A 20656-nucleotide genomic window follows, 5' to 3' on the forward strand; every position below is an offset into this window, starting at 1 on the left:
TTCATGTGGATTACCCGCCTTAGACGACGATCAGCCCCCGGCTGAGCGCACGGGCGACCGCATGGGTGGTGTTGGACGCCCCCAGTTTGAAGCGGGCACTTTCCACATAGGCCCGCAGCGTATGTTCCGAGATCGACAGACGGTCAGCCACCTGCGCGCGGCTATAGCCCACCGCCAGCAGGGTCATCGCATCCACCTCGCGCGGGGACAGCGCCTGCACCGCACCCGGTGCCCGCTCCGGGGCCAGCGCCAGCGCCTTTTCGTTGAAGCAATGGGCCGCCCAGATCAAATCGCGCCGGTGCCGCGCGGTGAAAGCGGCCCAAACCCGATCGGTGCAACTGTGGTTCGTGGTGAAAAGCGCGAATTGCCCATGCGGCCCCCGGATCGGGACCGAGAACCCCTGATCGCCAACCCCATGGTCCAAAGCATCCCGGCGAAACTGCCGCGCCGCGCGAGAGGACCAATCGAGGTCTTTCCAATCCACCGGCTCGAACCGGCGATAGCAGCCCGCGACCACGGGATCGATGCGCAGGTAGTTATGCGCCTGATAGCGCTCAGACCAAAGCGCGCCATAGGTGCCGCAGCCATATTGCACCCCCGCCGTGTCGACCCAGTGATAGACGACATGCAAAATGCCAAAGTGATCGCGCAGGTCTTTGCAGGCCTGCCCAAGGGCGGGCTGGCCATCAGCCTGCGCCAGCCTTTCCCAAATCCGTTCCAGATGCGGCTCTATCCTCATGCGTCCGGCCCATGGCCCTTTCGCGTTGCAAGGACATCTCAGCCAGAGCGATCAGCGCCGCGTCGTCCAACTGTTCCGCCGTGCGCGGCAGTTGGTTCGCCATGGCAAAAGCCCTGAGATCGGCCAAAACGTCCAATATCCAATCATCTCGCATGAGGGTCGCCCAGCTTTGGTTAATGGCAGATTAATACAACCATAGCATGTACATTATTTTGCACCATCCGCGCTTTCTGCCCCCCCATAAATAGCGGGGCTGCGGGCGCTAAGCCTCTGTTTCGACAGGGCACCACGCAAAACCCCCGCAGCCGAAGCCACGGGGGTTTCATCTTAGCCGATCCGTGTCGCTCAGTCGCGGGCGACCAGCGTGTCTTCCAACGTGCGCAGCCCGGTCGTCGGGGCTTGCACCAGTACCGACATATTCCCCGGCTTATGCTCATTACGCATCATCTTCATATGCGCCTCGGGCAGATCGGCCCAGCTAAAGACCTCGGACATGCAGGGGTCGAGCCGCCGCTCCATCATCAGCTTGTTGGCGGCACTCGCCTGTTTGAGGTGGGCAAAGTGGCTGCCCTGCAAGCGCTTCTGGTGCATCCACATGTAGCGCACGTCGAAGGTCAGGTTGAACCCGCTTGTGCCTGCGCAGATCACCACCATGCCGCCCTTTTTAACCACGAAGGTGGAGACTGGGAAGGTCGCCTCACCGGGGTGCTCAAAGACCATATCGACATTCACGCCTTTGCCGGTGATGTCCCAGATCGCCTTGCCGAACTTGCGCGCTTCCTTGAACCACTCGGCATATTCCGGCGTGTTCACCGTGGGCAGTTGGCCCCAACAGTTGAAGTCCTTGCGGTTCAACACCCCCTTGGCACCCAAATCCATCACGAACTGGCGCTTGCTCTCGTCCGAGATCACGCCGATCGCATTGGCGCCCGCAGTGTTGATAAGCTGGATCGCATAGGAGCCGAGGCCACCGGAGGCGCCCCAGACAAGCACGTTCTGGCCCGGCTTCAGGTCATGCGGCTCATGGCCAAAGAGCATCCGGTAGGCGGTCGCCAGCGTCAGCGTGTAGCAGGCGCTCTCTTCCCACGTGAGGTGCTTGGGCCGCGGCATCAGCTGCTGGCTCTGCACCCGGGTGAACTGCGCAAAAGAGCCGTCGGGCGTCTCGTAGCCCCAGATCCGCTGGCTGGGAGAATACATCGGGTCGCCGCCGTTGCATTCCTCGTCGTCGCCGTCGTCTTGGTTGCAGTGGATCACCACCTCATCGCCGACCTTCCAACGGGTCACCTTATCGCCCACCGCCCAGACGATGCCCGAGGCATCGGAGCCCGCGATGTGGTAAGGCTCGCCATGGCCGTCGAAGGGGCTGATCGGCACGCCGCGCGCGGCCCAGACACCGTTGTAGTTGATGCCCGCCGCCATCACGAGGACCAGCACGTCTTGGCTGTCGAGCTTAGGCACGTCGACCACCTCTTGCAGCATCGCGCTGTTCGGGTCGCCGTGCCGTTCGCGGCGGATCGCCCAAGCATACATCTGTTTCGGGACATGCCCCATCGGGGGCATCTCGCCCACTTCATAGAGGTCCTTTTGCGGGGCGTCATATTCGGCGTGTTTCGTATCCAGTGCCATGTGGGCCTCCTGCCGGTGATCGGTGTCTACAAGGTCTGTGCCGCACCGCAGAATCGCGGCGGCTCCCTTTCGGGATATGATCCACCGCGCAACAATGCAACCCCTAGATACCGTAGTTTGTAATTTTATGACCCAGCAGTCGCAGCAATTTCTGCCGCAGGTGCAGCATCCTTCGAGGGGAAATGTGCAATGGAATTAGCGTAGAAGGCCAAAACAGGCCCCTGCCCCTCGACGATCTCCAGCCCCTCTGGGCCTTCGGAAATGACGCCACGTTTCTTGAGCCGCGCGACGGCGCGGGCGACCCGCTCGGGCAGGACGTCCGGCTTCGGCACCCGATTGCGCGGTGGCATCTGCTCCAAAGTGGCAGCCACTTCGGCCAGCAGATCGGCCTCCTTCATCGGGCGCGCGGCCTGCAACATCACCCGCGCGATCAGCGGCACGGTCAGCACCGGCATCGCCTGCGCGATCCGGTCCATCAACATCTCGGACAACTCCGAGACCGGCACCCCGGCCCCGGTACGACGCAACGACAGCGGATCGCCAAAGGTCACCGCCGCCGTGCCAAAACGCGTGTCGCGCCCGCGCAGCAGTCGCCACATCTTGCGCAGCACGAAGCCCACAACCACCGTGATCCGCGCGCCAAAACGCCGGTCTCCGCGCTGCCCGGCGGCGATCAACACGCGGTCTTCCAAAACCCGGTCATAATTGATCGCCACGGGCACGAAAATGATGTCACGCTCGCTCTCGGGGTCGAACCCATCCACGACATAGGACAGGAGCCCGACCTTCGGCGGCTGCAAGGCCCCGGTCAGGCTCAAGCCGCCCTCGGGGTAGAAGGCCTGCGTCACCCCGCCCGTCGTGGCCATCTGCACATAGCGCGCCAAAACCTTGCGATAAAGCGCCCCGCGCGACCGACGGCGGATGAAATACGCCCCCATCGAGCGGATCAACGTGCTTAGCGGCCAAACCCGCGCCCATTCCCCCACCGCATAGCTCAGCGCCGAAGACCGCGCGGCGAGGTAGGTCACCAGCATGTAATCCATGTTCGACCGGTGGTTCATGATGAAGACCACCGTGGCATCCCGCGGCAGCGCGGCGAATGTCGTCTCGTTGCTGACCGCCGTCTCGACCCGGTAGACCGTATTGGTCAACAGCCGCGCCAAGCGGATGCCGAAACTGAAATAGGCGAAGGCCGAAAACCGCGGCACGATCTCACGCGCATATTCCCGCGCCTTTTGAAAGGCCACGTTTTCCGGCACGCCGTTGCTGCGGGCATAGTTGACGATCTCTTGGCTGACCTCCGGATCATAGATCAACCGCTGAATCATGTCGTGCCGCCGCGCCAGTTTGAAGGGCTCGATGGGCCGCGTCAGCCGCTTGTTCAACCGCGCCACCGCCCGCTCAAGCCGCCGGCGAAAGAACCAACGCACCGAAGGCAGCAGAAAATGGCTCAGCGCCGTGACGGCTGCGAAAACCACGATGAGGATGAACAGCCAAAGGGGCAATTGCACAGTCTGCGTCATAGCTTAACCCTTACAGCGCGGGGGCGAGAGGACAATATTTATCTGTTTCCCGCCCGCCCAAGCGGCCCGAGTGATGCCGCAACGCAGCGAATTGACAGAGGCATATTATTTCCCCTATCAACGTCACAACGCAACTTTATTGCCACCCAGATTCATGAGGCCACGATGACCCAACCGCAGAAAGACCGCCCCTGGCTCATTCGCACCTATGCGGGCCATTCCACCGCCGCCGCGTCTAACGCGCTCTACCGCTCGAACCTTGAGCGCGGGCAGACCGGGCTTTCCGTGGCCTTCGACCTGCCGACCCAAACCGGCTATGACAGCGACCATGTGCTCAGCCGTGGCGAGGTGGGCAAGGTGGGCGTGCCCGTCAATCACCTCGACGATATGCGCGCGCTGTTTGACGGCATCCCGCTGGAACAGATGAACACCTCAATGACGATCAACGCCACCGCCCCATGGCTGCTGGCGCTCTACATCGCGGTGGCCGAGGAACAGGGCGCGGATGTCTCAAAGCTGCAAGGCACGGTGCAAAACGACCTGATCAAGGAATACCTTAGCCGCGGCACCTATATCTGCCCGCCCGCGCCATCGCTTAAGATGATCGCGGATGTGGCCGAATTCTGCTATACGAATGTGCCGAAATGGAACCCGATGAACGTCTGTTCCTACCACCTGCAAGAGGCGGGCGCGACACCGGAACAGGAATTGGCCTTCGCGCTGGCCACCGCCACCGCCGTGCTCGACGCGCTGAAACCCCGCGTCCCGGCAGAGGATTTCCCGAAATTGGTCGGCCGCATTTCCTTCTTCGTGAACGCAGGCATCCGTTTCGTCACTGAAATGTGCAAAATGCGCGCCTTTGTAGATCTTTGGGACGAGATTTGCCGCGAGCGCTATGGGGTTGAAGACCCAAAATTCCGTCGTTTCCGCTATGGGGTGCAGGTCAATTCACTGGGGCTGACCGAACAACAGCCCGAGAATAACGTCTACCGTATTCTCATCGAAATGCTGGCCGTGACCCTGTCGAAAAAAGCCCGCGCCCGCGCCGTGCAATTGCCCGCATGGAACGAAGCCCTCGGCCTGCCCCGCCCCTGGGATCAACAATGGTCGATGCGGATGCAGCAGATCATGGCCCATGAAACGGATCTTTTGGAATTCGACGATCTATTCGACGGCAACCCGGCGGTCGATGCCAAGGTCGAATTGCTCAAAGAAGGCGCGCGGGCGGAATTGGCGAATCTTGACGGGATGGGCGGCGCGATTTCCGCGATCGATTACATGAAAGGACGTTTGGTCGAAAGCAATGCCGACCGGCTGCGCCGCATCGAAAGCGGCGAAACCGTCGTGGTCGGCGTCAACAAATGGCAGCAAGGCGCGCCCTCGCCCCTGATGACCGGCGCGGGCGATATCATGCAATCCGACCCCGGCGCCGAGGCCGACCAGCTCGCCCGGCTCGACGCATGGCGCAGCGCGCGCGACGCGGGTGCCGTGAAAAAGGCGCTGGCCGATCTGCGCGCCGCGGCGCAGGCGGGCAAGAACATCATGCCCGCCTCCATCGCGGCCGCGAAGGCCGGGGTGACGACCGGCGAATGGGCCGCGCAGATGCGCGCCGTTCACGGGGAATATCGTGGCCCCACAGGGGTTTCCGCAGGCCAGTCCAACAAGACCGAAGGTCTGGACTACCTGCGCGATGCGGTAGACGCGGTCAGCGACAAACTGGGCCGCAGGTTGAAATTCCTCGTCGGCAAACCGGGGCTCGACGGCCACTCAAACGGGGCCGAGCAGATCGCCGTCCGCGCCCGCGATTGCGGCATGGACATCAGCTATGAAGGCATCCGTCTGACACCTGCGGAGATCGTCGAAGCAGCACAAACGGAAGCCGCCCATGTGGTCGGCCTGTCGATCCTCTCGGGCTCCCATGTGCCCTTGGTCGAAGACCTGATGAAACGCATGGCCGAGGCCGGGTTGACCCATATTCCCGTCATCGTCGGCGGCATCATTCCCGAGGCCGACGCCACCCGTTTGCGCGCCGCTGGAGTTGCGCAGGTCTATACGCCGAAGGACTTCGAATTAAACGTCATCATGCAGGATATCATTACGCTCGCCGATCCCAAAGCGGTGGCGGCGGAATAGGCTGACACAAAATACATCGTGCAATTAACTTATTGCCTCTATAATTCCCTCTACCAGCACAATCTGGAAAGGAAATATCAGATATGGAAAAAGACCTGAAATCCATGAGCCGCAAGGAACTGGAGAAACTTCTGTCGGATGTCAAAAAGGCATTGCAGGCCGCACAGGCGCGCGAACGCCGCGCCGCACGCAAGGCGGCGCAAAAGGCAGCGGCGGAATATGGCTTTTCCCTGAATGAGTTAGCTGATGAGGCCCCCGCGCCCAAGAAGGCCAAGAAGACGCGCAAAGCGCCCGCCGGTCCGAAATCGAAACCCCAGTTCGCCAATCCGGAGAACCCGTCCCAGACTTGGACTGGAAAAGGCCGCCAGCCGAATTGGTTCCGCGCCCAAGTAGAGAATGGTGCCGATCCGGAAACGATGCGGGTTTAATACTTCCCGAAATACGGGAATTTCGCGCCGGTTGAATAGCAATTCACCGGCGCTTTTTTATTGCTAACGGAAATGTGAATTCGATAGTCACCGCCCGTACGGCGCCGAGCGGAAGTTTACGTCACGCCCCCTGCCCCACCGCAGCCCTTGTGAAGCCCGCCTTGCGCGGGCAAAATACGCCAAACATCAGGAGACAGAAATGACCGTCCATATTGGCGCAAAACCCGGCAATATCGCCGAAACCGTATTGATGCCCGGCGACCCCTACCGCGCAAAATGGGCGGCGGAGACCTATCTCGAAGGGGCCGAACTGGTCAACGAAGTGCGCGGTATGCTCGGCTTTACCGGCACATGGCGCGGCAACCGGGTGACGATCCAAGGCTCGGGCATGGGCATGCCGTCGCTGTCGATCTACGCCAATGAGTTAATGACCGAATATGGCGCGCAGACCCTGATCCGCATCGGCTCTTGCGGGGGGATGCAATCCCATGTCGGCATCCGTGACGTGATCATCGCCATGACGGCGAGCACAATCACCTCGCCCTCCTCCGGCATTTTCCGCGAATTGAACTACGCCCCCTGCGCCGATTACGGCCTTTTGAGCGCTGCTGTCGCTGCCGCCGAAAAGCTCGAAGCTAAGACCCATGTGGGCGGGATCTATTCCTCGGATGTATTTTATGCGGAGCGCCCCGACCTTGACGAGCAGATGGTGCGCCATGGCATCCTCGGTGTCGAGATGGAAGCGGCGGAGCTTTACACGCTGGCCGCGCGGCACAAGCGGCGTGCCTTGGCGGTGCTGACGGTGAGCGATCATTTGCAGACCGGCGAGGCGTTGCCGTCGGAGGATCGCGAAAAGAGTTTTGGCGATATGGTCGAGATTGCGCTGGAGGCGGCCTTTGCCTGAGTGCGGCGCCTGCTGAGAGGGCGGGATTGGTATTTGAAAAAGGATGAAGGGGCGCGGCGGGGGTCGCGCCTTTTTTCGTGGCTTGGCGGGTGGTGTGAGCGAGGGGGGTGCTTCGTTGGTTGGCGCTCGCGTGTGGGGAGAGTGCGGAAGGTATTTGGGAAAGGATGAAGGGATGGGGTGTGGCGCGTCTTTCAGGCGTGTTTGCCGGCGAGGCGGCCGGAGTAGAGGCAGCCGCCTAAGAAGGTGCCTTCGAGGGCGTTGTAGCCGTGGTAGCCGCCGGCGCCGAAGCCGCAGACCTCTCCGGCGGCGAAGAGACCGGGGAGGATGGTGCCCGCAGACGTGAGCACGCGGCCTTGGGTGTCGCTGTGTAATCCGCCGAGGGATTTGCGGGTGAGGATGTTGAGGCGCACGGCGATGAGCGGGCCGTTGGCCGGATCGAGAATGGCGTGGGGTTTGGCGGTGCGGATCAAGCGGTCACCACGGTAGTTGCGGGCGCCGCGGATTGCGGTGATCTGGGCGTCTTTGGCGAAGGGGTTGCCCAATTGGCCGTCGCGGGCCGCGATTTGGGCGCGGATGTGCTCTAGGGCGACGGGGGCCTCGGGTGTGAGGGCATTCATGCGGGTGACGAGGGTTTCCAAGTCCTCGGCGACGATGAAATCCGCGCCCTTTTCTTTGAAAGCCTCGACTGCGGCGGTTGCCCCCTTCCCGAGCCGTGCTTTCAAGACTTCGCCCCATTTGCTTGAGGTGAGATCGGGGTTCTGTTCGGATCCCGAGAGGGCGAATTCCTTTTCGATGATCTTTTGCGTGAGGATGAACCAGCTGTGTTCGCCTGCTTGCAGGATGCGTTTGAGGGTCGAGAGCGTGTCGAAGCCGGGCAGGCAGGGGGCCTCCATCCGGTCGCCGCGCGCGTCGAACCACATCGACGAGGGGCCGGGCAGGATGCGGATGCCGTGGTTTGGCCAGATCGGGCTCCAGTTCTGGACGCCTTCGCAATAGTGCCACATGCGGTCTTCGTTGATGAGCCCTGCCCCGGCCTTTGCGGCGATGGCGTGCATCTTGCCGTCGACGTAGTCGGGCACGCCGCTGACCATGTGGCGCGGCGCGGGGCCGAGGCGGTCTTTGGGCCAGTGTTGCCGCACCAGATCGTGGTTGGCGCCGATACCGCCGGTGGTGAGGATGACGGCCTCGGCGGCATGTTCGAAGTCGCCGGTGATATTGCGCGATGTGCTCTGACCGCGGGGGGCGTCGCTGTTTTCCAGCACCTCGCCCGCCACGCCGGTGACCGCGCCGTCGGTGGTCACCAGCCGGGTGACGCGGTGGCGGAAGCCAAGGCGCAGCCTGCCCTCCGCCGCGTAGTCCTGCATCAGCCGCGCGAAGGGGCCGACGACGCCGATGCCGGTGCCCCAAGTGATATGAAAGCGCGGGACGGAGTTGCCGTGGCCTCCGGCCCCTGCCCCGCCGCGCTCTGCCCAGCCGACGACCGGAAACCAGCGCATGCCGATCTGGTGCAGCCAAGCGCGCATGTCGCCTGCCGCCCAGTCGATGAACCCTTGCGCGAGCTTGCGGGGATTGGCGTCTTCTGCCCGGTCGAACTGCGCCGAGCCCATCCAGTCGCGATAGGCGAGTTCCGCGCTGTCGCGGATGCCCATGCGGCGCTGTTCGGGCGTGTCGACCATGAAGAGACCGCCGAGCGACCAATAGGCCTGCCCGCCGAGGCTTTGCGGGCCTTCTTGGTCCATGAGCAGCACCCGGCGGCCGCGTAGCACGGCCTCATGGGCGGCGACCATGCCGGCCAGACCCGCCCCCACGACGATCACATCTGCTTTGAAACGCTCACCCATTGCTGCCTCCCCTGTTCCGGCAAGCTTGCGGCGGGCTGGGGGCAAAAGCAAGTCACAGACGCGGGGTGTCGAGCCCTTTGAGGCAGCGGTCGGGCGGGCCTTCGCTGCGGTAGACTTCGGCCCCGCAGGCGACGCAGTGGTATTTGCGCAGCGCGCCTTTGTCCCCCGCCCGGTCCTCGCGCCAGCGGCAGTCCCGCGTGGGCGCGTTGCGCCGGGCAAAGATCAGCACGATCACAAAGACGATAACGATGACGAAGGGCAGGATCATGGGAAAAACCAAAGGCCCGGCGCTTGGCCGGGCCTTCCTGTCGGATTGGGTGGATTAGACGGTCCGCTCGACCATCAGCTTCTTGATATTGGCAATCGCCGCTGCCGGGTTCAGCCCCTTGGGGCAGGTCTTTGCGCAGTTCATGATCGTGTGGCAGCGGTAGAGCTTGAAGGGGTCTTCAAGGTCATCCAGACGCTCGCCCGTCGCCTCGTCCCGGCTGTCGATGATCCAGCGGTAGGCATGCAGCAGGGCTGCCGGCCCGAGGTAGCGGTCGCCGTTCCACCAGTAGCTGGGGCAAGAAGTCGAGCAGCAGGCGCACATGATACACTCATACAGACCGTCAAGCTTAGCGCGATCGTCGATCGATTGTTTCCACTCCTTGCGCGGCTCGGGCGTGTCGGTCTCGAGCCACGGCTGGATGCTGGCGTGCTGGGCGTAGAAGTGAGTCAGATCGGGGATGAGGTCCTTGACCACCGGCATATGCGGCAGCGGGTAGATCTTCACCACGCCGTTGATCTCTTCCATGCCGTAGGTGCAGGCCAGCGTGTTGATCCCGTCGATGTTCATAGCACAAGAGCCGCAGATGCCCTCGCGGCAGGAGCGGCGGAAGGTCAGGGTCGGGTCGATCTCGTTCTTGATCTTGATCAGCGCGTCGAGAATCATCGGCCCGCAATCGTCCATATCGACGAAATAGGTGTCGAGCGCCGGGTTCTTCCCGTCGTCGGGGTTCCAGCGATAGATGTGGAACTCGCGCAGGTTGGTCGCCCCTTCGGGCTTGGGCCATGTCTTGCCGCTGGTCATGCGGGAGTTTTTCGGAAGCGTCAGTTGAACCATTATGCGTCTCCTAAAGCGTCAGACCGGCTGCGGGCGCGGCGGCCAGCAGGCAGGTGCGGGTCTCGGGGCGCGACAGGATGGTGCGCACGGTGCCCGTTGTTGTGTCATCCACGCCAACCACGGTGGCGCGGGCCAATTCGCGCAGCTCCAGCGCGTTGGCATTGTCGATGATGCAATCGGTGAAGGGGGTGATCAGCTCTTTCGGCACCTGCGGGAAACGGGTGGCCAGAACCTCGGTCACCACGCCTTTGGAGGTCTGGCGGGCGGTGTCATCCACCGCCTGCTGAACCTCCACACAGGCCGAAAGGCCGAGCAGTGTGGCCGCGATGAGTGCTGTGCGGACCATCAATACACCCGTGCCTTGGGGGCGATCTTTTTCATGTCGATGCCGCCTTCATCCTCTTTGGTCAGCGGATCGAGGTGCACGGCGCGGTAGGTCAGCTTGGCATCGTTGCCGTCGAACCAGGCCAGCGAATGTTTGCGCCATTCGTCGTCGTTCCGGTCAGGGTAATCCTCATGCGCATGCGCGCCCCGGCTCTCTTTCCGCGCGGCGGCGGCGGTGATCGTGGCGGTGGCGTTGGGCATGAGGTTGGTCAGCTCCAGCGTCTCCATCAGGTCCGAGTTCCACACGAGGCTGCGGTCGGTGACATGCAGATCGTTCAGCTTGTCGGCCACGTCGATCATCTTCTTGCGGCCTTCCTCCAGCGTCTTGTCGGTGCGGAAGACGGCGGCATCGGCCTGCATGGTCTTTTGCATCTCAAGGCGCAGTTCGGCTGTCGGCGTGCCGCCCTTGGCATTGCGCAGACCGTCGAAGCGATCGAAAGCCTTCTCGACCGATTTGAGGTTCGGCGCGGGCACCGGGCTGTCGGCGTCGACGATCTTGGCCGCACGGATCGCGGCGGCGCGGCCAAAGACCACGAGGTCGATGAGCGAGTTGGAACCCAGACGGTTCGCCCCATGTACCGAGGCACAGCCCGCCTCGCCCACAGCCATCAGGCCGGGTGCTACGGCATCGGGGTTGTCGGCGGTCGGGTTCAGCACCTCGCCCCAGTAGTTCGTGGGGATGCCGCCCATGTTGTAGTGCACGGTGGGCAGCACCGGGATCGGCTCTTTCGTGAGGTCCACACCGGCAAAGATGCGTGCGGATTCCGAGATGCCCGGCAGGCGCAGGTCCAGCGTTTCCGGCGGCAGGTGGTTGAGGTGCAGGTGGATGTGATCCTTATTCTCACCCACGCCGCGGCCTTCGCGGATTTCCATCGTCATGCAGCGCGAGACCACGTCGCGCGACGCCAGATCCTTATAGGTCGGCGCATAGCGCTCCATGAAGCGCTCGCCCTCGGAGTTGGTGAGGTAGCCCCCCTCGCCGCGCGCACCTTCGGTGATCAGGCAGCCCGCGCCGTAGATGCCGGTTGGGTGGAACTGGACGAATTCCATGTCTTGCAGCGGCAGACCCGCACGGGCCGCCATGCCGCCGCCGTCGCCGGTGCAGGTATGTGCGGAGGTGGCCGAGAAGTACGCACGGCCATAGCCGCCTGTCGCCAGCACGACCATCTTGGCGCTGAACAGATGCATGGTGCCGTCGTCGAGCTTCCAGCAGAGCACACCTTGGCAGACACCGTCGTCCGACATGATAAGATCGATGGCGAAATATTCGATAAAGAATTCCGCGCTCTGCTTCAGCGACTGGCCGTAAAGCGTGTGCAGGATCGCGTGACCGGTCCGGTCAGCGGCGGCGCAGGTACGCTGCACGGGCGGGCCTTCGCCAAATTCCGTGGTGTGGCCGCCGAAGGGACGCTGATAGATTTTGCCCTCTTCAGTGCGCGAGAAGGGCACGCCGTAATGCTCAAGCTCGTAAACCGCCTTGGGCGCTTCGCGGGCGAGGTATTCCATCGCGTCGGTATCGCCCAGCCAGTCCGAGCCCTTGACCGTGTCATACATATGCCACTGCCAGTTGTCGGGGCCCATGTTGCTCAAGGACGCGGCGATGCCGCCCTGCGCGGCCACTGTGTGGCTGCGGGTCGGGAACACCTTAGAGATACAGGCCGTGCGCAGCCCCTGCTCCGCCATGCCCAAAGTCGCGCGCAGACCAGCACCGCCTGCCCCCACCACGACAACGTCATATTCGTGGGTTTCGTATTCATATGCTGCCATTTAATCGGTCTCCCGTTTGGGCGTATTGTTACAGGGCGAGCTTGGCGATGGCGAAAACGCCGACCGCTGCTGCGCCGTAGCTGATGATGGTCATCACGATGAGGGCGACTTTGTTGGCCAGCCCATGGACATAGTCCTCGATCAGCACCTGCACGCCGTCATTGAAATGTTTAAAGCCCACGATCAGCGTCAGCGCCGCCACGATGGCCGGGAAGGGACGCGCGTAATAGGCAAGGATCTCTTCATATGTGCCGCCGAGCGCACTGCCGAAGGTAAAGACGAACAGCGGGATCAGGACCAACAGCGCCAGCGAAGAGACTTTCATCGCCCAGAAATGCGCGGTGCCGGTTTTCGCCGAGCCAAGGCCGCGGGCGCGTTTGCGATCTGTCATGTATGCCATGGTGTCGCTCCTCAAACGATGATGATGGTCAGGATGGTCAGCACGACCGATCCGATCAGCACGGTCCAGCCCAGCTTTTCCGCGGTGGGGATATCGAGCATGCGGCCCGTGTCCCAGATCAGGTGCCGCACACCGGCCAGCGTGTGATACCACAGGCCCAAGAGCGACAGGGTAAAGACCAGATCACCGAACCAGCTGGTCATAATCCCGTTCACGGTGTCGAAATACTCAAGCGACGTGGCCGCGGCGAGGAACCACCACACGATCAGCAGCGCGGTGATCAGCATCGCGTTGCCGGTGATCCGGGTGAGAATCGACGTCATAGAGGTCAATTGAGGGCGGTAGATCGTCAAATGCGGGGAAAGCGGGCGGTTACCCCGGTTCACATCGGCCATGGCGCGGTCCTTTGTCCTGTGCTTTGTCCTGTGCTTTGCATCTTGATAGCGGTTTTTACAGGACTGTCACGGGGAACTGCGGGGAATCTGCGGGGTTTGGCCGGTGTTTCGGTGGAAAAATGACAGAGTGATGTGGTCCTACCCGTTTTTGTGATCACAGCATATTATCGTGTGATCACAAAACTGCCCCACCCCTGAACGAAAAAGCGCGCCCCGATTGGGACGCGCTTTCGAACGCATATGCCGTGAAGCTTAGGCGAGGCTTTCGTCGATGCCTTTGCAGGCTTCGACCAGACCTTTGACCGCGTTGACGGAGTTGTCGAACATCGCCTGCTCGTCTTTGTTCATCGAAATCTCGACGACACGCTCAACACCGCCTGCGCCGATCACGGTGGGCACGCCCACGTAGAAGCCGTTCAAGCCGTAGGCCCCATCGACATGCGCCGCCGCAGGCAGCACGCGTTTCTGGTCTTTGAGATAGGCTTCAGCCATCTCGATCGCGGAGGTAGCAGGCGCATAGAAGGCCGAACCGGTCTTCAGCAGGCCAACGATCTCGGCACCGCCATCACGGGTGCGCTGCACAATGGCGTCGAGCTTGTCCTGCGTGGTCCAGCCCATCTTGACCAGATCGGGCAGCGGGATGCCTGCGACGGTGGAGTAACGCACCAGCGGCACCATGGTGTCGCCGTGGCCGCCCAGAACGAAGGCGGTGACGTCTTTCATCGAGACGTTGAACTCGGTCGCGAGGAAGTGGCGGAAACGCGCGCTATCCAGCACGCCAGCCATTCCGCAGACCTTGTTGTGCGGCAGGCCCGAGAATTCGCGCAGCGCCCAGACCATCGCATCAAGCGGGTTGGTGATGCAGATCACGAAGGCGTCGGGGGCGTGTTTGGCAATGCCCTCGCCCACGGATTTCATAACCTTGAGGTTGATGCCCAAGAGGTCATCGCGGCTCATGCCCGGCTTGCGCGCCACACCGGCGGTGACAATGCAGACATCCGCGCCGGCGATGTCGGCGTAGTCTTGCGTTCCCGACATGGTGGCGTCGAACTTGCCCGAGGGGCCCGACGACGCGATATCGAGAGCTTTGCCCTCAGGGGTGCCCTCGGCAATGTCGAACAGGACGACATCGCCCAATTCTTTCAACGCTGCGAGATGGGCGAGAGTGCCGCCGATTTGCCCCGCGCCGATAAGCGCGATTTTGGGTCTGGCCATGGTCATGTCTCCGACAGAGGTTTCATTTGCGCCGGAGATACCGAAATGCACGGTCCCGTGCAAGTTGCAGCATTGGCGGGCGGCTAACCCCTGCCCTCACCACGAAAAAGGCCGCCCCGAGGGGCGGCCAATTGCTGAACTTTAAGGCGAAGAATTAGTCGCCTTGGTACTCAGGCTGCGATTCCAGACGCTCTTCGGTGCTGTCGATGTAGATGCGCACGTCGTCGCCTTCCACGTTTTGCAGAACCTGAAGTTCGTCAAATGTCACGGCCACCGGCTTTTCGCCCAGACCAAGGAAACCGCCCACGTTGATGACCACACGGTCAATCTGGCCGTTGTCGCCGATCAGCAGCGAGTCGATTTCACCGACGGTCTCATCGTTGGCGCCATAGACATAGGAGCCTTCGAGGTCTTCGGCGCTCATCTGCTCGATCATCTCGGCTTCGGCGTTGGCATAGCCTTCACGCTCAACTTCGGGGCGCGGCAGCAGTTCACGCTCAACGGTTTCGTCACCTGTGATCACGGTGGTGTTGGCTTCCGCTTCGTTGACAGCTTCTTCTGTCTCGGCTTCGGCGTTCTCCATCATGGTTTCGGCTTCTTGCGCCATTTCCTCGGATTCGGCCTCTACGTCATTGGCCATCTCTTCGGTCTCGGCTTCAAGGTTCTCGGCCGTGTTCTCGGTGTCTTGCACCAGTTCCTCGGTCTCGGCCTCTACGTCATTGGCCATTTCCTCGGTCTCGGCTTCGACATCGTTCGCCATCTCTTCGGCTTCGGTCTCGCCATTGATGACGGTGACGTTCGCGTCAGTCTCGTTCATGGCGTCGCCTTCCATCTGCTCGCCATCCATCATGGGGCGTTCGAACTCAGGCGCCTGTTCCAGCATCTCTTTCGAGGTGTTTACTACGAGGAAGCGCTCGCCGCCTTCGTCGTTCAGGATGCGAATCTTGTCCATGGAGATGGAAACGTCACGTTCGCCCATGCCAAGGAAGCCGCCGATGCCGAGGATCACGGCAGTCACTTCGCCGTCCTGCGACACGATGATGTCGTTAATTTCGCCAATATCATCCCACTCCTGCTCGGCGCCATCGGCAACGGGGGTTGCCGCGTCAACTTCGGCTTCGGAGTTGTAGATGCGCATGCCGATCAGGTCGGATGCAAGGAAATCAGTCTGCTCTACGGCAACGTTGCCAAAGCCTTCGGAATGCGCGTCAGCAAAGGCTGTGCCGGTCATGGTCAATACGATGGCCGTCGTGCTCAGAAAACGTTTCATTGTAGGTCTCCTTCCAAAAATGAGCGTTGCTTGCTCTTCTGGAACCACAACCCGGATGGCCCTCTCCAGTTCCACGGCGGCACAAATAAATGGCGGGACTTCGCCCAAGCAGCGCCAAGCCCCAAACATAGAAAAGGCGGCCCCAGGCCGCCCGCGCTTTCCCGATATATTCCGCCCTCAGGCGTCTTCGCCCTTGGCGGGCAACTCCTCCGCCAGCGCCTCGAACCCTTGGCCCGAGGCGACAAGACAGGTGATGCCGTTGACCCCGGTGACCGTGATCGTCCAACTGCCCGTCTGGTCAGAGGCGAAAACCTCAACCACCGCATTATCGCCGCCCAGCCCCATGGACTGGCGCGTCTCGCCATAGCCATCGGCCAGCCGCAGCACCACATGATCGCGCGGCGCGCAATTGCGCGGCGTCTGCGCCTCGGTCGTGGTGGCCAGCACAATCGCCGAAGCGGCGGTGAGCGCCGCGAGGTGAAGAAATTTAACGAAACCTGTCATAGCATCTGCCTTCGCATCGAAAGGCGTGATCCTTGGGGGATGGCAATGCGCCGTCTTTCGCACCGGCCCCAAAGCAGCCTTGGTTGAAATGACTGCATCCGCTGCGCTGGAAATTGCCGCAGATGCGATGCAACAGACAGTGCGCCCCAAGGCTGAAAGACTGGTTAATCCGTCGCGCGGAAATCACCGCAACAGCTTCGCTGCGTCGCGGCATGTTTTGCCTTGAAGTTTTCGCACATAAATGCCCCTCTGTGCGCAACAATGTTAGGCAGCCAGCGCGCCGCCCTGCTTGAGGAGACTTTCATGACCGCCACAACCCGCCCCCTGCGTTCCGTTCTCTACATTCCCGGCTCCAAGCCCCGTGCCCTGGACAAAGCCCGCGGATTGGCCTGCGACGCGGTGATCTTCGACCTCGAAGATGCCGTCTCCCCCGATGAGAAGGTCGCTGCACGTGAAACATTGGCCGAGGCACTGGCCGAAGGCGGCTACGGCGCGCGGATGCGGGTGGTGCGGATCAACGGGCTCGACACCGAATGGGGCGCCGAAGACGCCCGCGCCGCCGCCGCGATGAGGCCCGATGCGATTCTCTTGCCCAAGGTCGGCTCTCCCGCCGATCTCGAAGCGCTGGCCGAAATTGTGGGCGATGTGCCACTCTGGGCGATGATGGAAACCCCCGGCGCCATGCTCAACGCCGCCGCCATCGCCGGACACCGCCAGTTGCAGGCCATGGTCATGGGCACCAACGATCTGGCGAAAGACCTGCAAACCCGCTTCCGCCCCGACCGCCTGCCGCTGATCACCGGCCTCGGGCTTTGCCTGCTGGCCGCCAAAGCGCATGGCGTGGCGATCATCGACGGGGTGTATAACGCGTTCAAAGACGAAGACGGCCTGCGCGCCGAATGCGAACAGGGCCGCGACATGGGGTTCGACGGCAAAACGCTGATCCACCCCGCGCAGCTCGACATCGCCAATGCCTCCTTTACCCCGTCAGAGGAAGAAGCCGCCCTCGCCCGCCGCCAGATCGACGCCTATGAAGAGGCACAGGCCGCAGGTCAGGGCGTGGCGGTCGTCGATGGTAAAATCGTGGAAAATCTCCATGTTGCCACCGCCCGCGAAACACTGGCAAAACTGGCGGCAATTGCAGCCATGAGCCCGGAGCCTTCGCCATGACAATCCTCATCCTCGGCCTGATCCTTTGGATCGGGGCCCATCTCTTTAAACGCCTGATGCCTGCCCAACGGGCGCAGATGGGCACCGCGGGCCGGGGCGCGGTGGCCGCCGCATTGGTCGTGGCGCTGGCCCTCATCATCTGGGGCTATCGCGCGGCGGAATTCATTCCGGTCTGGACCCCGCCGAGCTTCTTCATCCACATCAACAACCTGTTGATGGTACTGGCCTTTTGGGTCTTCGGCTCCAGCGCGGCCAAGGGCGCCAAGGCATGGCCCGCCTATAAAACCCGCCACCCGCAACTGCTGGCGGTGAAGATCTGGGCCACGGCACACCTTCTGGTCAATGGCGATCTCGCCTCCATCCTGCTCTTTGCCACCATGCTGGGCTGGGCGGTGAGCGAGGTGATCCTGATCAACCGCGCCGAGCCGGGCTGGACACCCCCGCCCCACGCAGGCCGCGCCACCTATATCCGCCTCATCGTGATCTCCACGATCCTCTTCGTTCTCGTCGCCGGCATTCACACATGGCTCGGCGTTATCCCCTTCCCCCATTGATCCCGGAGCCTTCCATGAAAGTTTACCGCTTCCTCTCCGAAGAAGACACATCCGCCTTTTGCCACAAAGTCACCGATGCGCTGAACAAAGGCTGGGAGCTTTACGGCTCTCCCACCCAAACATGGGACCACAAGGCCGGGGTCATGCGCTGCGGCCAAGCCGTGGTGAAAGACGCCCCCGGCACCTATTCGCCCGACACCAAATTGGGCGAGCAGTGATGAGCAAGACCAACCGGGGCCGCTTTTTCGAAGACTACAAACTGGGCGAGGTGCTGCATCACGCGGTGCCCCGCACGGTCGGCGCGGGCGAACGTGCGCTTTATCACGCGCTCTACCCCGCCCGGCACGCGCTCTATTCCGCCGATAGTTTCGCCCAGTCCTGCGGGCTGAAGGCCAGCCCGCTCGACGATATGATCGCCTTTCACATCGTCTTTGGTAAAACCGTGCCGGATGTCTCGCTCAATGCCGTGGCCAATCTGGGCTATGCCCAAGGCCGCTGGCTGCGCCCCGTCTGGCCCGGCGACACGCTGCGCGCGGAAAGCGAGGTGATCGGTCTTAAGCAAAACTCCAACGGCAAGACCGGCGTCGTCCGGGTCCGCACCACCGGGTTGAACCAGAATGACGAAACGGTGCTCGACTATGTCCGCTGGGTCATGGTGCGCAAAGGCGACCTCGACGCCCCCGCGCCCGAGACCACCCTGCCGGACCTGCCCGATGCGCTGACCGTGGATCAATTGCACATCCCGCAGGGCCTCGACTTTACCAATTACGACTTCGCCCGCGCCGGGGAGCCGCACCGCTGGGGCGATTATGAGGTCGGCGAAAAGATCGACCATGTCGACGGTGTCACGATCGAGGAAGCCGAACACATGATGGCCACGCGCCTGTGGCAGAACACGGCCAAGGTGCATTTTGACACCTCCGCCCGCCCCGATGGCTCGCGGCTGATCTATGGCGGTCATGTGATCTCCATGGCCCGCGCGCTGTCCTTCAACGGGCTGGCCAATGCGCAGATGGTCGTGGGGCTGAACGGCGGCGCCCATGCCAACCCCTGCCTTGCGGGCGATACCGTCCGTGCCTGGACCGAAGTGCTCGACAAGGCCGAGACGTCGGCCCCCGGTGTCGGTGCGCTGCGTCTGCGCCTTGTAGCAACCAAGGGCGGGGCCCCCTTCGCGCTGCGCGACGAGGGCGGAAAATACCGCCCCGAGGTTTTGCTTGACCTCGATTACTGGGCGCTCATGCCGCGCTAAACAGCCGGTCCGCCCCTTCGGTGGGGCGGCCTATCCCCCCTTATTCAAGCAAAAATCAGCCGATTCGGAGCCGCTGAGCGGAAATGTGATCACACGTATTTATCGTGTGATCACAAAACTCATTTTTAGCTGGCCAAACCCGGCTTTCTCCGAAAAAACCCTTACAGGAACGAAAGTCATCCCCATACTACGGGGCAACTGGAACAGAAACGGGACCGTTTTCATGAACATCCACGAATATCAGGCAAAAGCCCTCCTGCGCAGCTATGGCGCCCCTGTCTCCGACGGCCGCGTTGTGCTGAAGGCAGAAGACGCCAAGAACGCAGCCGGCGAAATGGACGGGCCCCTCTGGGTTGTCAAAGCGCAGATTCACGCAGGCGGTCGCGGCAAGGGCAGCTTCAAAGAAGCCGCTGCTGGCGAAAAGGGCGGCGTGCGCCTTGCCAAATCCGTGGAAGAAGCGGCCGAGGAAGCCAAGAAGATGCTGGGCAAGACGCTGGTCACGCACCAGACCGGCCCCGCAGGCAAGCAGGTCAACCGCATCTACATCGAAGACGGCTCCGACATCGAGCGCGAGCTGTACCTCGCCCTGCTGGTTGATCGCCAGACCAGCCGCATCTCCTTTGTCTGCTCCACCGAAGGCGGCATGGACATTGAAGAAGTCGCCGAAGCGACACCTGAGAAAATCCTCAGCTTCTCCGTCGACCCGGCCACCGGCTACCAGCCCTACCATGGCCGCCGCGTTGCCTTCTCGCTGGGTCTTGAGGGCGCCGCCGTCAAGCAATGCGTCAAGCTGATGGGTCAGCTCTACAAAGCCTTCATCGAGAAGGACATGGAGATGCTGGAGATCAACCCGCTGATCGTCATGCCCGGCAACGAACTCAAGGTGCTCGACGCCAAAGTCGGCTTCGACGGCAACGCCATGTACCGCCAGCCCGACATCGCCAACCTGCGCGACGAGACCGAGGAAGACGCCAAGGAACTCGAAGCCTCCAAGTATGACCTGAACTACATCGCGCTCGACGGTGAGATCGGCTGCATGGTGAACGGCGCGGGCCTTGCGATGGCGACCATGGACATCATCAAGCTCTACGGTGCGGAGCCTGCCAACTTCCTCGACGTGGGCGGTGGCGCGACCAAGGAGAAGGTGACCGAAGCCTTCAAAATCATCACCTCTGATGAGAACGTCAAAGGCATCCTCGTCAACATCTTCGGCGGCATCATGCGCTGTGACGTCATCGCCGAGGGCGTGGTCGCCGCGGTCAAGGAAGTGGGCCTGAAGGTACCGCTGGTTGTCCGTCTCGAAGGCACCAATGTCGAAGAAGGCAAGGCGATCATCAACAACTCCGGTCTCGACGTCATCGCCGCCGACGACCTGAAAGATGGCGCGCAGAAGATCGTGAAAGCGGTCAAAGGCTAAGCCTTTCCGGCCACTCCCGGCCGGCCCACGCGCCG

General features: G+C 62.2%; 22 protein-coding genes. 8 read left to right on the forward strand and 14 right to left on the reverse strand.

Translation table 11 applies throughout. The annotated features are described in order from the left end of the window. Positions 1–19: 19 nt before the first annotated feature. From ACGYLD_RS11135 to ACGYLD_RS11150, 4 genes are all read right to left on the reverse strand, one after another. The gene (locus tag ACGYLD_RS11135; RefSeq protein ID WP_271689355.1) at positions 20–739 is read right to left on the reverse strand and encodes a LuxR family transcriptional regulator; all 720 of its coding nucleotides are present in this window, start codon (positions 737–739) and stop codon (positions 20–22) included. Next, the gene (locus ACGYLD_RS11140; RefSeq protein ID WP_082851964.1) at positions 687–893 is read right to left on the reverse strand and encodes a hypothetical protein; all 207 of its coding nucleotides are present in this window, start codon (positions 891–893) and stop codon (positions 687–689) included. Before ACGYLD_RS11140 ends, ACGYLD_RS11135 begins: the two co-directional genes overlap by 53 nt. 191 nt (positions 894–1084) lie before the next feature. Beyond that, positions 1085–2365, reverse strand: coding sequence for a crotonyl-CoA carboxylase/reductase (gene ccrA / locus ACGYLD_RS11145; protein WP_394402580.1), 1281 nt, complete (start codon positions 2363–2365; stop codon positions 1085–1087). 125 nt (positions 2366–2490) lie between these two features. Further along, positions 2491–3888 carry a 1-acyl-sn-glycerol-3-phosphate acyltransferase gene (locus ACGYLD_RS11150; protein ID WP_394402582.1) on the reverse strand — a complete coding sequence of 466 codons (1398 nt, stop codon included), beginning with the start codon at positions 3886–3888 and terminating at the stop codon, positions 2491–2493. Positions 3889–4053: 165 nt separating this feature from the next. On the opposite strand from ACGYLD_RS11150, the gene ACGYLD_RS11155 reads away from it, so the two are divergent. From ACGYLD_RS11155 to deoD, 3 genes are all read left to right on the forward strand, one after another. After that, the gene (locus tag ACGYLD_RS11155; RefSeq protein WP_394402584.1) at positions 4054–6021 is read left to right on the forward strand and encodes a methylmalonyl-CoA mutase family protein; all 1968 of its coding nucleotides are present in this window, start codon (positions 4054–4056) and stop codon (positions 6019–6021) included. An 83-nt stretch (positions 6022–6104) separates the two neighbouring features. Then, positions 6105–6449 carry an H-NS histone family protein gene (locus tag ACGYLD_RS11160; protein ID WP_271691972.1) on the forward strand — a complete coding sequence of 115 codons (345 nt, stop codon included), beginning with the start codon at positions 6105–6107 and terminating at the stop codon, positions 6447–6449. 199 nt (positions 6450–6648) lie between these two features. Further along, complete coding sequence (gene deoD / locus ACGYLD_RS11165; protein ID WP_271691973.1) at positions 6649–7353, forward strand: purine-nucleoside phosphorylase; 705 nt, start codon at positions 6649–6651, stop codon at positions 7351–7353. Positions 7354–7544: 191 nt separating this feature from the next. Here the strand turns inward: deoD and ACGYLD_RS11170 are convergent, their stop codons facing one another. The 10 genes from ACGYLD_RS11170 to ACGYLD_RS11215 form a co-directional block, all read right to left on the reverse strand. Continuing rightward, complete coding sequence (locus ACGYLD_RS11170) at positions 7545–9194, reverse strand: FAD-binding dehydrogenase (RefSeq protein ID WP_271693845.1); 1650 nt, start codon at positions 9192–9194, stop codon at positions 7545–7547. Between the two features lie 52 nt (positions 9195–9246). After that, positions 9247–9462 (reverse strand): hypothetical protein, encoded by a 216-nt coding sequence (locus ACGYLD_RS11175; RefSeq protein WP_276153931.1) that lies wholly within the window; start codon positions 9460–9462, stop codon positions 9247–9249. Positions 9463–9516: 54 nt separating this feature from the next. Next, positions 9517–10296 (reverse strand): succinate dehydrogenase iron-sulfur subunit, encoded by a 780-nt coding sequence (locus ACGYLD_RS11180; protein WP_067261891.1) that lies wholly within the window; start codon positions 10294–10296, stop codon positions 9517–9519. Positions 10297–10306: 10 nt separating this feature from the next. After that, positions 10307–10642: a hypothetical protein gene (locus ACGYLD_RS11185; RefSeq protein WP_271691975.1), complete on the reverse strand. Its 336-nt coding sequence runs from the start codon at positions 10640–10642 to the stop codon at positions 10307–10309. Then, positions 10642–12447, reverse strand: coding sequence for a succinate dehydrogenase flavoprotein subunit (sdhA, locus tag ACGYLD_RS11190; protein WP_209217448.1), 1806 nt, complete (start codon positions 12445–12447; stop codon positions 10642–10644). The genes ACGYLD_RS11185 and sdhA overlap by 1 nt, the downstream gene beginning before the upstream one ends. A gap of 28 nt (positions 12448–12475) precedes the next feature. After that, on the reverse strand, positions 12476–12847 hold the full coding sequence (gene sdhD / locus ACGYLD_RS11195; protein WP_132446572.1) for a succinate dehydrogenase, hydrophobic membrane anchor protein: 372 nt from the start codon (positions 12845–12847) through the stop codon (positions 12476–12478). An 11-nt stretch (positions 12848–12858) separates the two neighbouring features. Then, the gene (sdhC, locus tag ACGYLD_RS11200) at positions 12859–13242 is read right to left on the reverse strand and encodes a succinate dehydrogenase, cytochrome b556 subunit (protein ID WP_067261898.1); all 384 of its coding nucleotides are present in this window, start codon (positions 13240–13242) and stop codon (positions 12859–12861) included. Between the two features lie 252 nt (positions 13243–13494). Beyond that, on the reverse strand, positions 13495–14457 hold the full coding sequence (mdh, locus tag ACGYLD_RS11205) for a malate dehydrogenase (protein WP_067261933.1): 963 nt from the start codon (positions 14455–14457) through the stop codon (positions 13495–13497). 154 nt (positions 14458–14611) lie between these two features. Then, entirely contained in the window at positions 14612–15727 is a 1116-nt protein-coding gene (locus ACGYLD_RS11210; RefSeq protein ID WP_394402588.1) for a PRC-barrel domain-containing protein, read from the reverse strand. Between the two features lie 177 nt (positions 15728–15904). Further along, on the reverse strand, positions 15905–16231 hold the full coding sequence (locus tag ACGYLD_RS11215; protein WP_067261901.1) for a hypothetical protein: 327 nt from the start codon (positions 16229–16231) through the stop codon (positions 15905–15907). A gap of 303 nt (positions 16232–16534) precedes the next feature. Between ACGYLD_RS11215 and ACGYLD_RS11220 the strand changes: the two genes are divergently transcribed. The 5 genes from ACGYLD_RS11220 (at position 16535) to sucC (ending at position 20621) form a co-directional block, all read left to right on the forward strand. After that, positions 16535–17401, forward strand: coding sequence for an HpcH/HpaI aldolase/citrate lyase family protein (locus tag ACGYLD_RS11220; RefSeq protein WP_394402589.1), 867 nt, complete (start codon positions 16535–16537; stop codon positions 17399–17401). Continuing rightward, entirely contained in the window at positions 17398–17955 is a 558-nt protein-coding gene (locus tag ACGYLD_RS11225) for an NnrU family protein (protein ID WP_394402592.1), read from the forward strand. The genes ACGYLD_RS11220 and ACGYLD_RS11225 overlap by 4 nt, the downstream gene beginning before the upstream one ends. A gap of 14 nt (positions 17956–17969) precedes the next feature. Further along, positions 17970–18173, forward strand: a complete 204-nt coding sequence (locus ACGYLD_RS11230) for a DUF1737 domain-containing protein (RefSeq protein ID WP_067261906.1) — start codon at positions 17970–17972, stop codon at positions 18171–18173. Then, entirely contained in the window at positions 18173–19204 is a 1032-nt protein-coding gene (locus tag ACGYLD_RS11235; protein ID WP_394402594.1) for a MaoC family dehydratase, read from the forward strand. The genes ACGYLD_RS11230 and ACGYLD_RS11235 overlap by 1 nt, the downstream gene beginning before the upstream one ends. A 223-nt stretch (positions 19205–19427) precedes the next feature. Further along, entirely contained in the window at positions 19428–20621 is a 1194-nt protein-coding gene (gene sucC / locus ACGYLD_RS11240) for an ADP-forming succinate--CoA ligase subunit beta (RefSeq protein ID WP_271691982.1), read from the forward strand. The last annotated feature ends 35 nt before the right edge of the window (positions 20622–20656 follow it).

The organism is Sulfitobacter sp. 1A12056 (genome assembly GCF_043558125.1).
GTDB lineage: Bacteria > Pseudomonadota > Alphaproteobacteria > Rhodobacterales > Rhodobacteraceae > Sulfitobacter > Sulfitobacter faviae.

Coding starts and splice junctions, on each gene's coding strand:
- ACGYLD_RS11210 (WP_394402588.1), bottom strand. CDS start 15,727: ATGAAACGTTTTCTGAGCACGACGGCCATCGTATTGACCATGACCGGC.
- ACGYLD_RS11230 (WP_067261906.1), top strand. CDS start 17,970: ATGAAAGTTTACCGCTTCCTCTCCGAAGAAGACACATCCGCCTTTTGC.
- mdh (WP_067261933.1), bottom strand. CDS start 14,457: ATGGCCAGACCCAAAATCGCGCTTATCGGCGCGGGGCAAATCGGCGGC.
- ACGYLD_RS11225 (WP_394402592.1), top strand. CDS start 17,398: ATGACAATCCTCATCCTCGGCCTGATCCTTTGGATCGGGGCCCATCTC.
- ACGYLD_RS11180 (WP_067261891.1), bottom strand. CDS start 10,296: ATGGTTCAACTGACGCTTCCGAAAAACTCCCGCATGACCAGCGGCAAG.
- ACGYLD_RS11175 (WP_276153931.1), bottom strand. CDS start 9,462: ATGATCCTGCCCTTCGTCATCGTTATCGTCTTTGTGATCGTGCTGATC.
- ccrA (WP_394402580.1), bottom strand. CDS start 2,365: ATGGCACTGGATACGAAACACGCCGAATATGACGCCCCGCAAAAGGAC.
- ACGYLD_RS11150 (WP_394402582.1), bottom strand. CDS start 3,888: ATGACGCAGACTGTGCAATTGCCCCTTTGGCTGTTCATCCTCATCGTG.
- ACGYLD_RS11220 (WP_394402589.1), top strand. CDS start 16,535: ATGACCGCCACAACCCGCCCCCTGCGTTCCGTTCTCTACATTCCCGGC.
- ACGYLD_RS11160 (WP_271691972.1), top strand. CDS start 6,105: ATGGAAAAAGACCTGAAATCCATGAGCCGCAAGGAACTGGAGAAACTT.
- ACGYLD_RS11185 (WP_271691975.1), bottom strand. CDS start 10,642: ATGGTCCGCACAGCACTCATCGCGGCCACACTGCTCGGCCTTTCGGCC.
- sucC (WP_271691982.1), top strand. CDS start 19,428: ATGAACATCCACGAATATCAGGCAAAAGCCCTCCTGCGCAGCTATGGC.
- ACGYLD_RS11140 (WP_082851964.1), bottom strand. CDS start 893: ATGCGAGATGATTGGATATTGGACGTTTTGGCCGATCTCAGGGCTTTT.
- ACGYLD_RS11135 (WP_271689355.1), bottom strand. CDS start 739: ATGAGGATAGAGCCGCATCTGGAACGGATTTGGGAAAGGCTGGCGCAG.
- ACGYLD_RS11170 (WP_271693845.1), bottom strand. CDS start 9,194: ATGGGTGAGCGTTTCAAAGCAGATGTGATCGTCGTGGGGGCGGGTCTG.
- ACGYLD_RS11235 (WP_394402594.1), top strand. CDS start 18,173: ATGAGCAAGACCAACCGGGGCCGCTTTTTCGAAGACTACAAACTGGGC.
- ACGYLD_RS11155 (WP_394402584.1), top strand. CDS start 4,054: ATGACCCAACCGCAGAAAGACCGCCCCTGGCTCATTCGCACCTATGCG.
- ACGYLD_RS11215 (WP_067261901.1), bottom strand. CDS start 16,231: ATGACAGGTTTCGTTAAATTTCTTCACCTCGCGGCGCTCACCGCCGCT.
- sdhD (WP_132446572.1), bottom strand. CDS start 12,847: ATGGCATACATGACAGATCGCAAACGCGCCCGCGGCCTTGGCTCGGCG.
- deoD (WP_271691973.1), top strand. CDS start 6,649: ATGACCGTCCATATTGGCGCAAAACCCGGCAATATCGCCGAAACCGTA.
- sdhA (WP_209217448.1), bottom strand. CDS start 12,447: ATGGCAGCATATGAATACGAAACCCACGAATATGACGTTGTCGTGGTG.
- sdhC (WP_067261898.1), bottom strand. CDS start 13,242: ATGGCCGATGTGAACCGGGGTAACCGCCCGCTTTCCCCGCATTTGACG.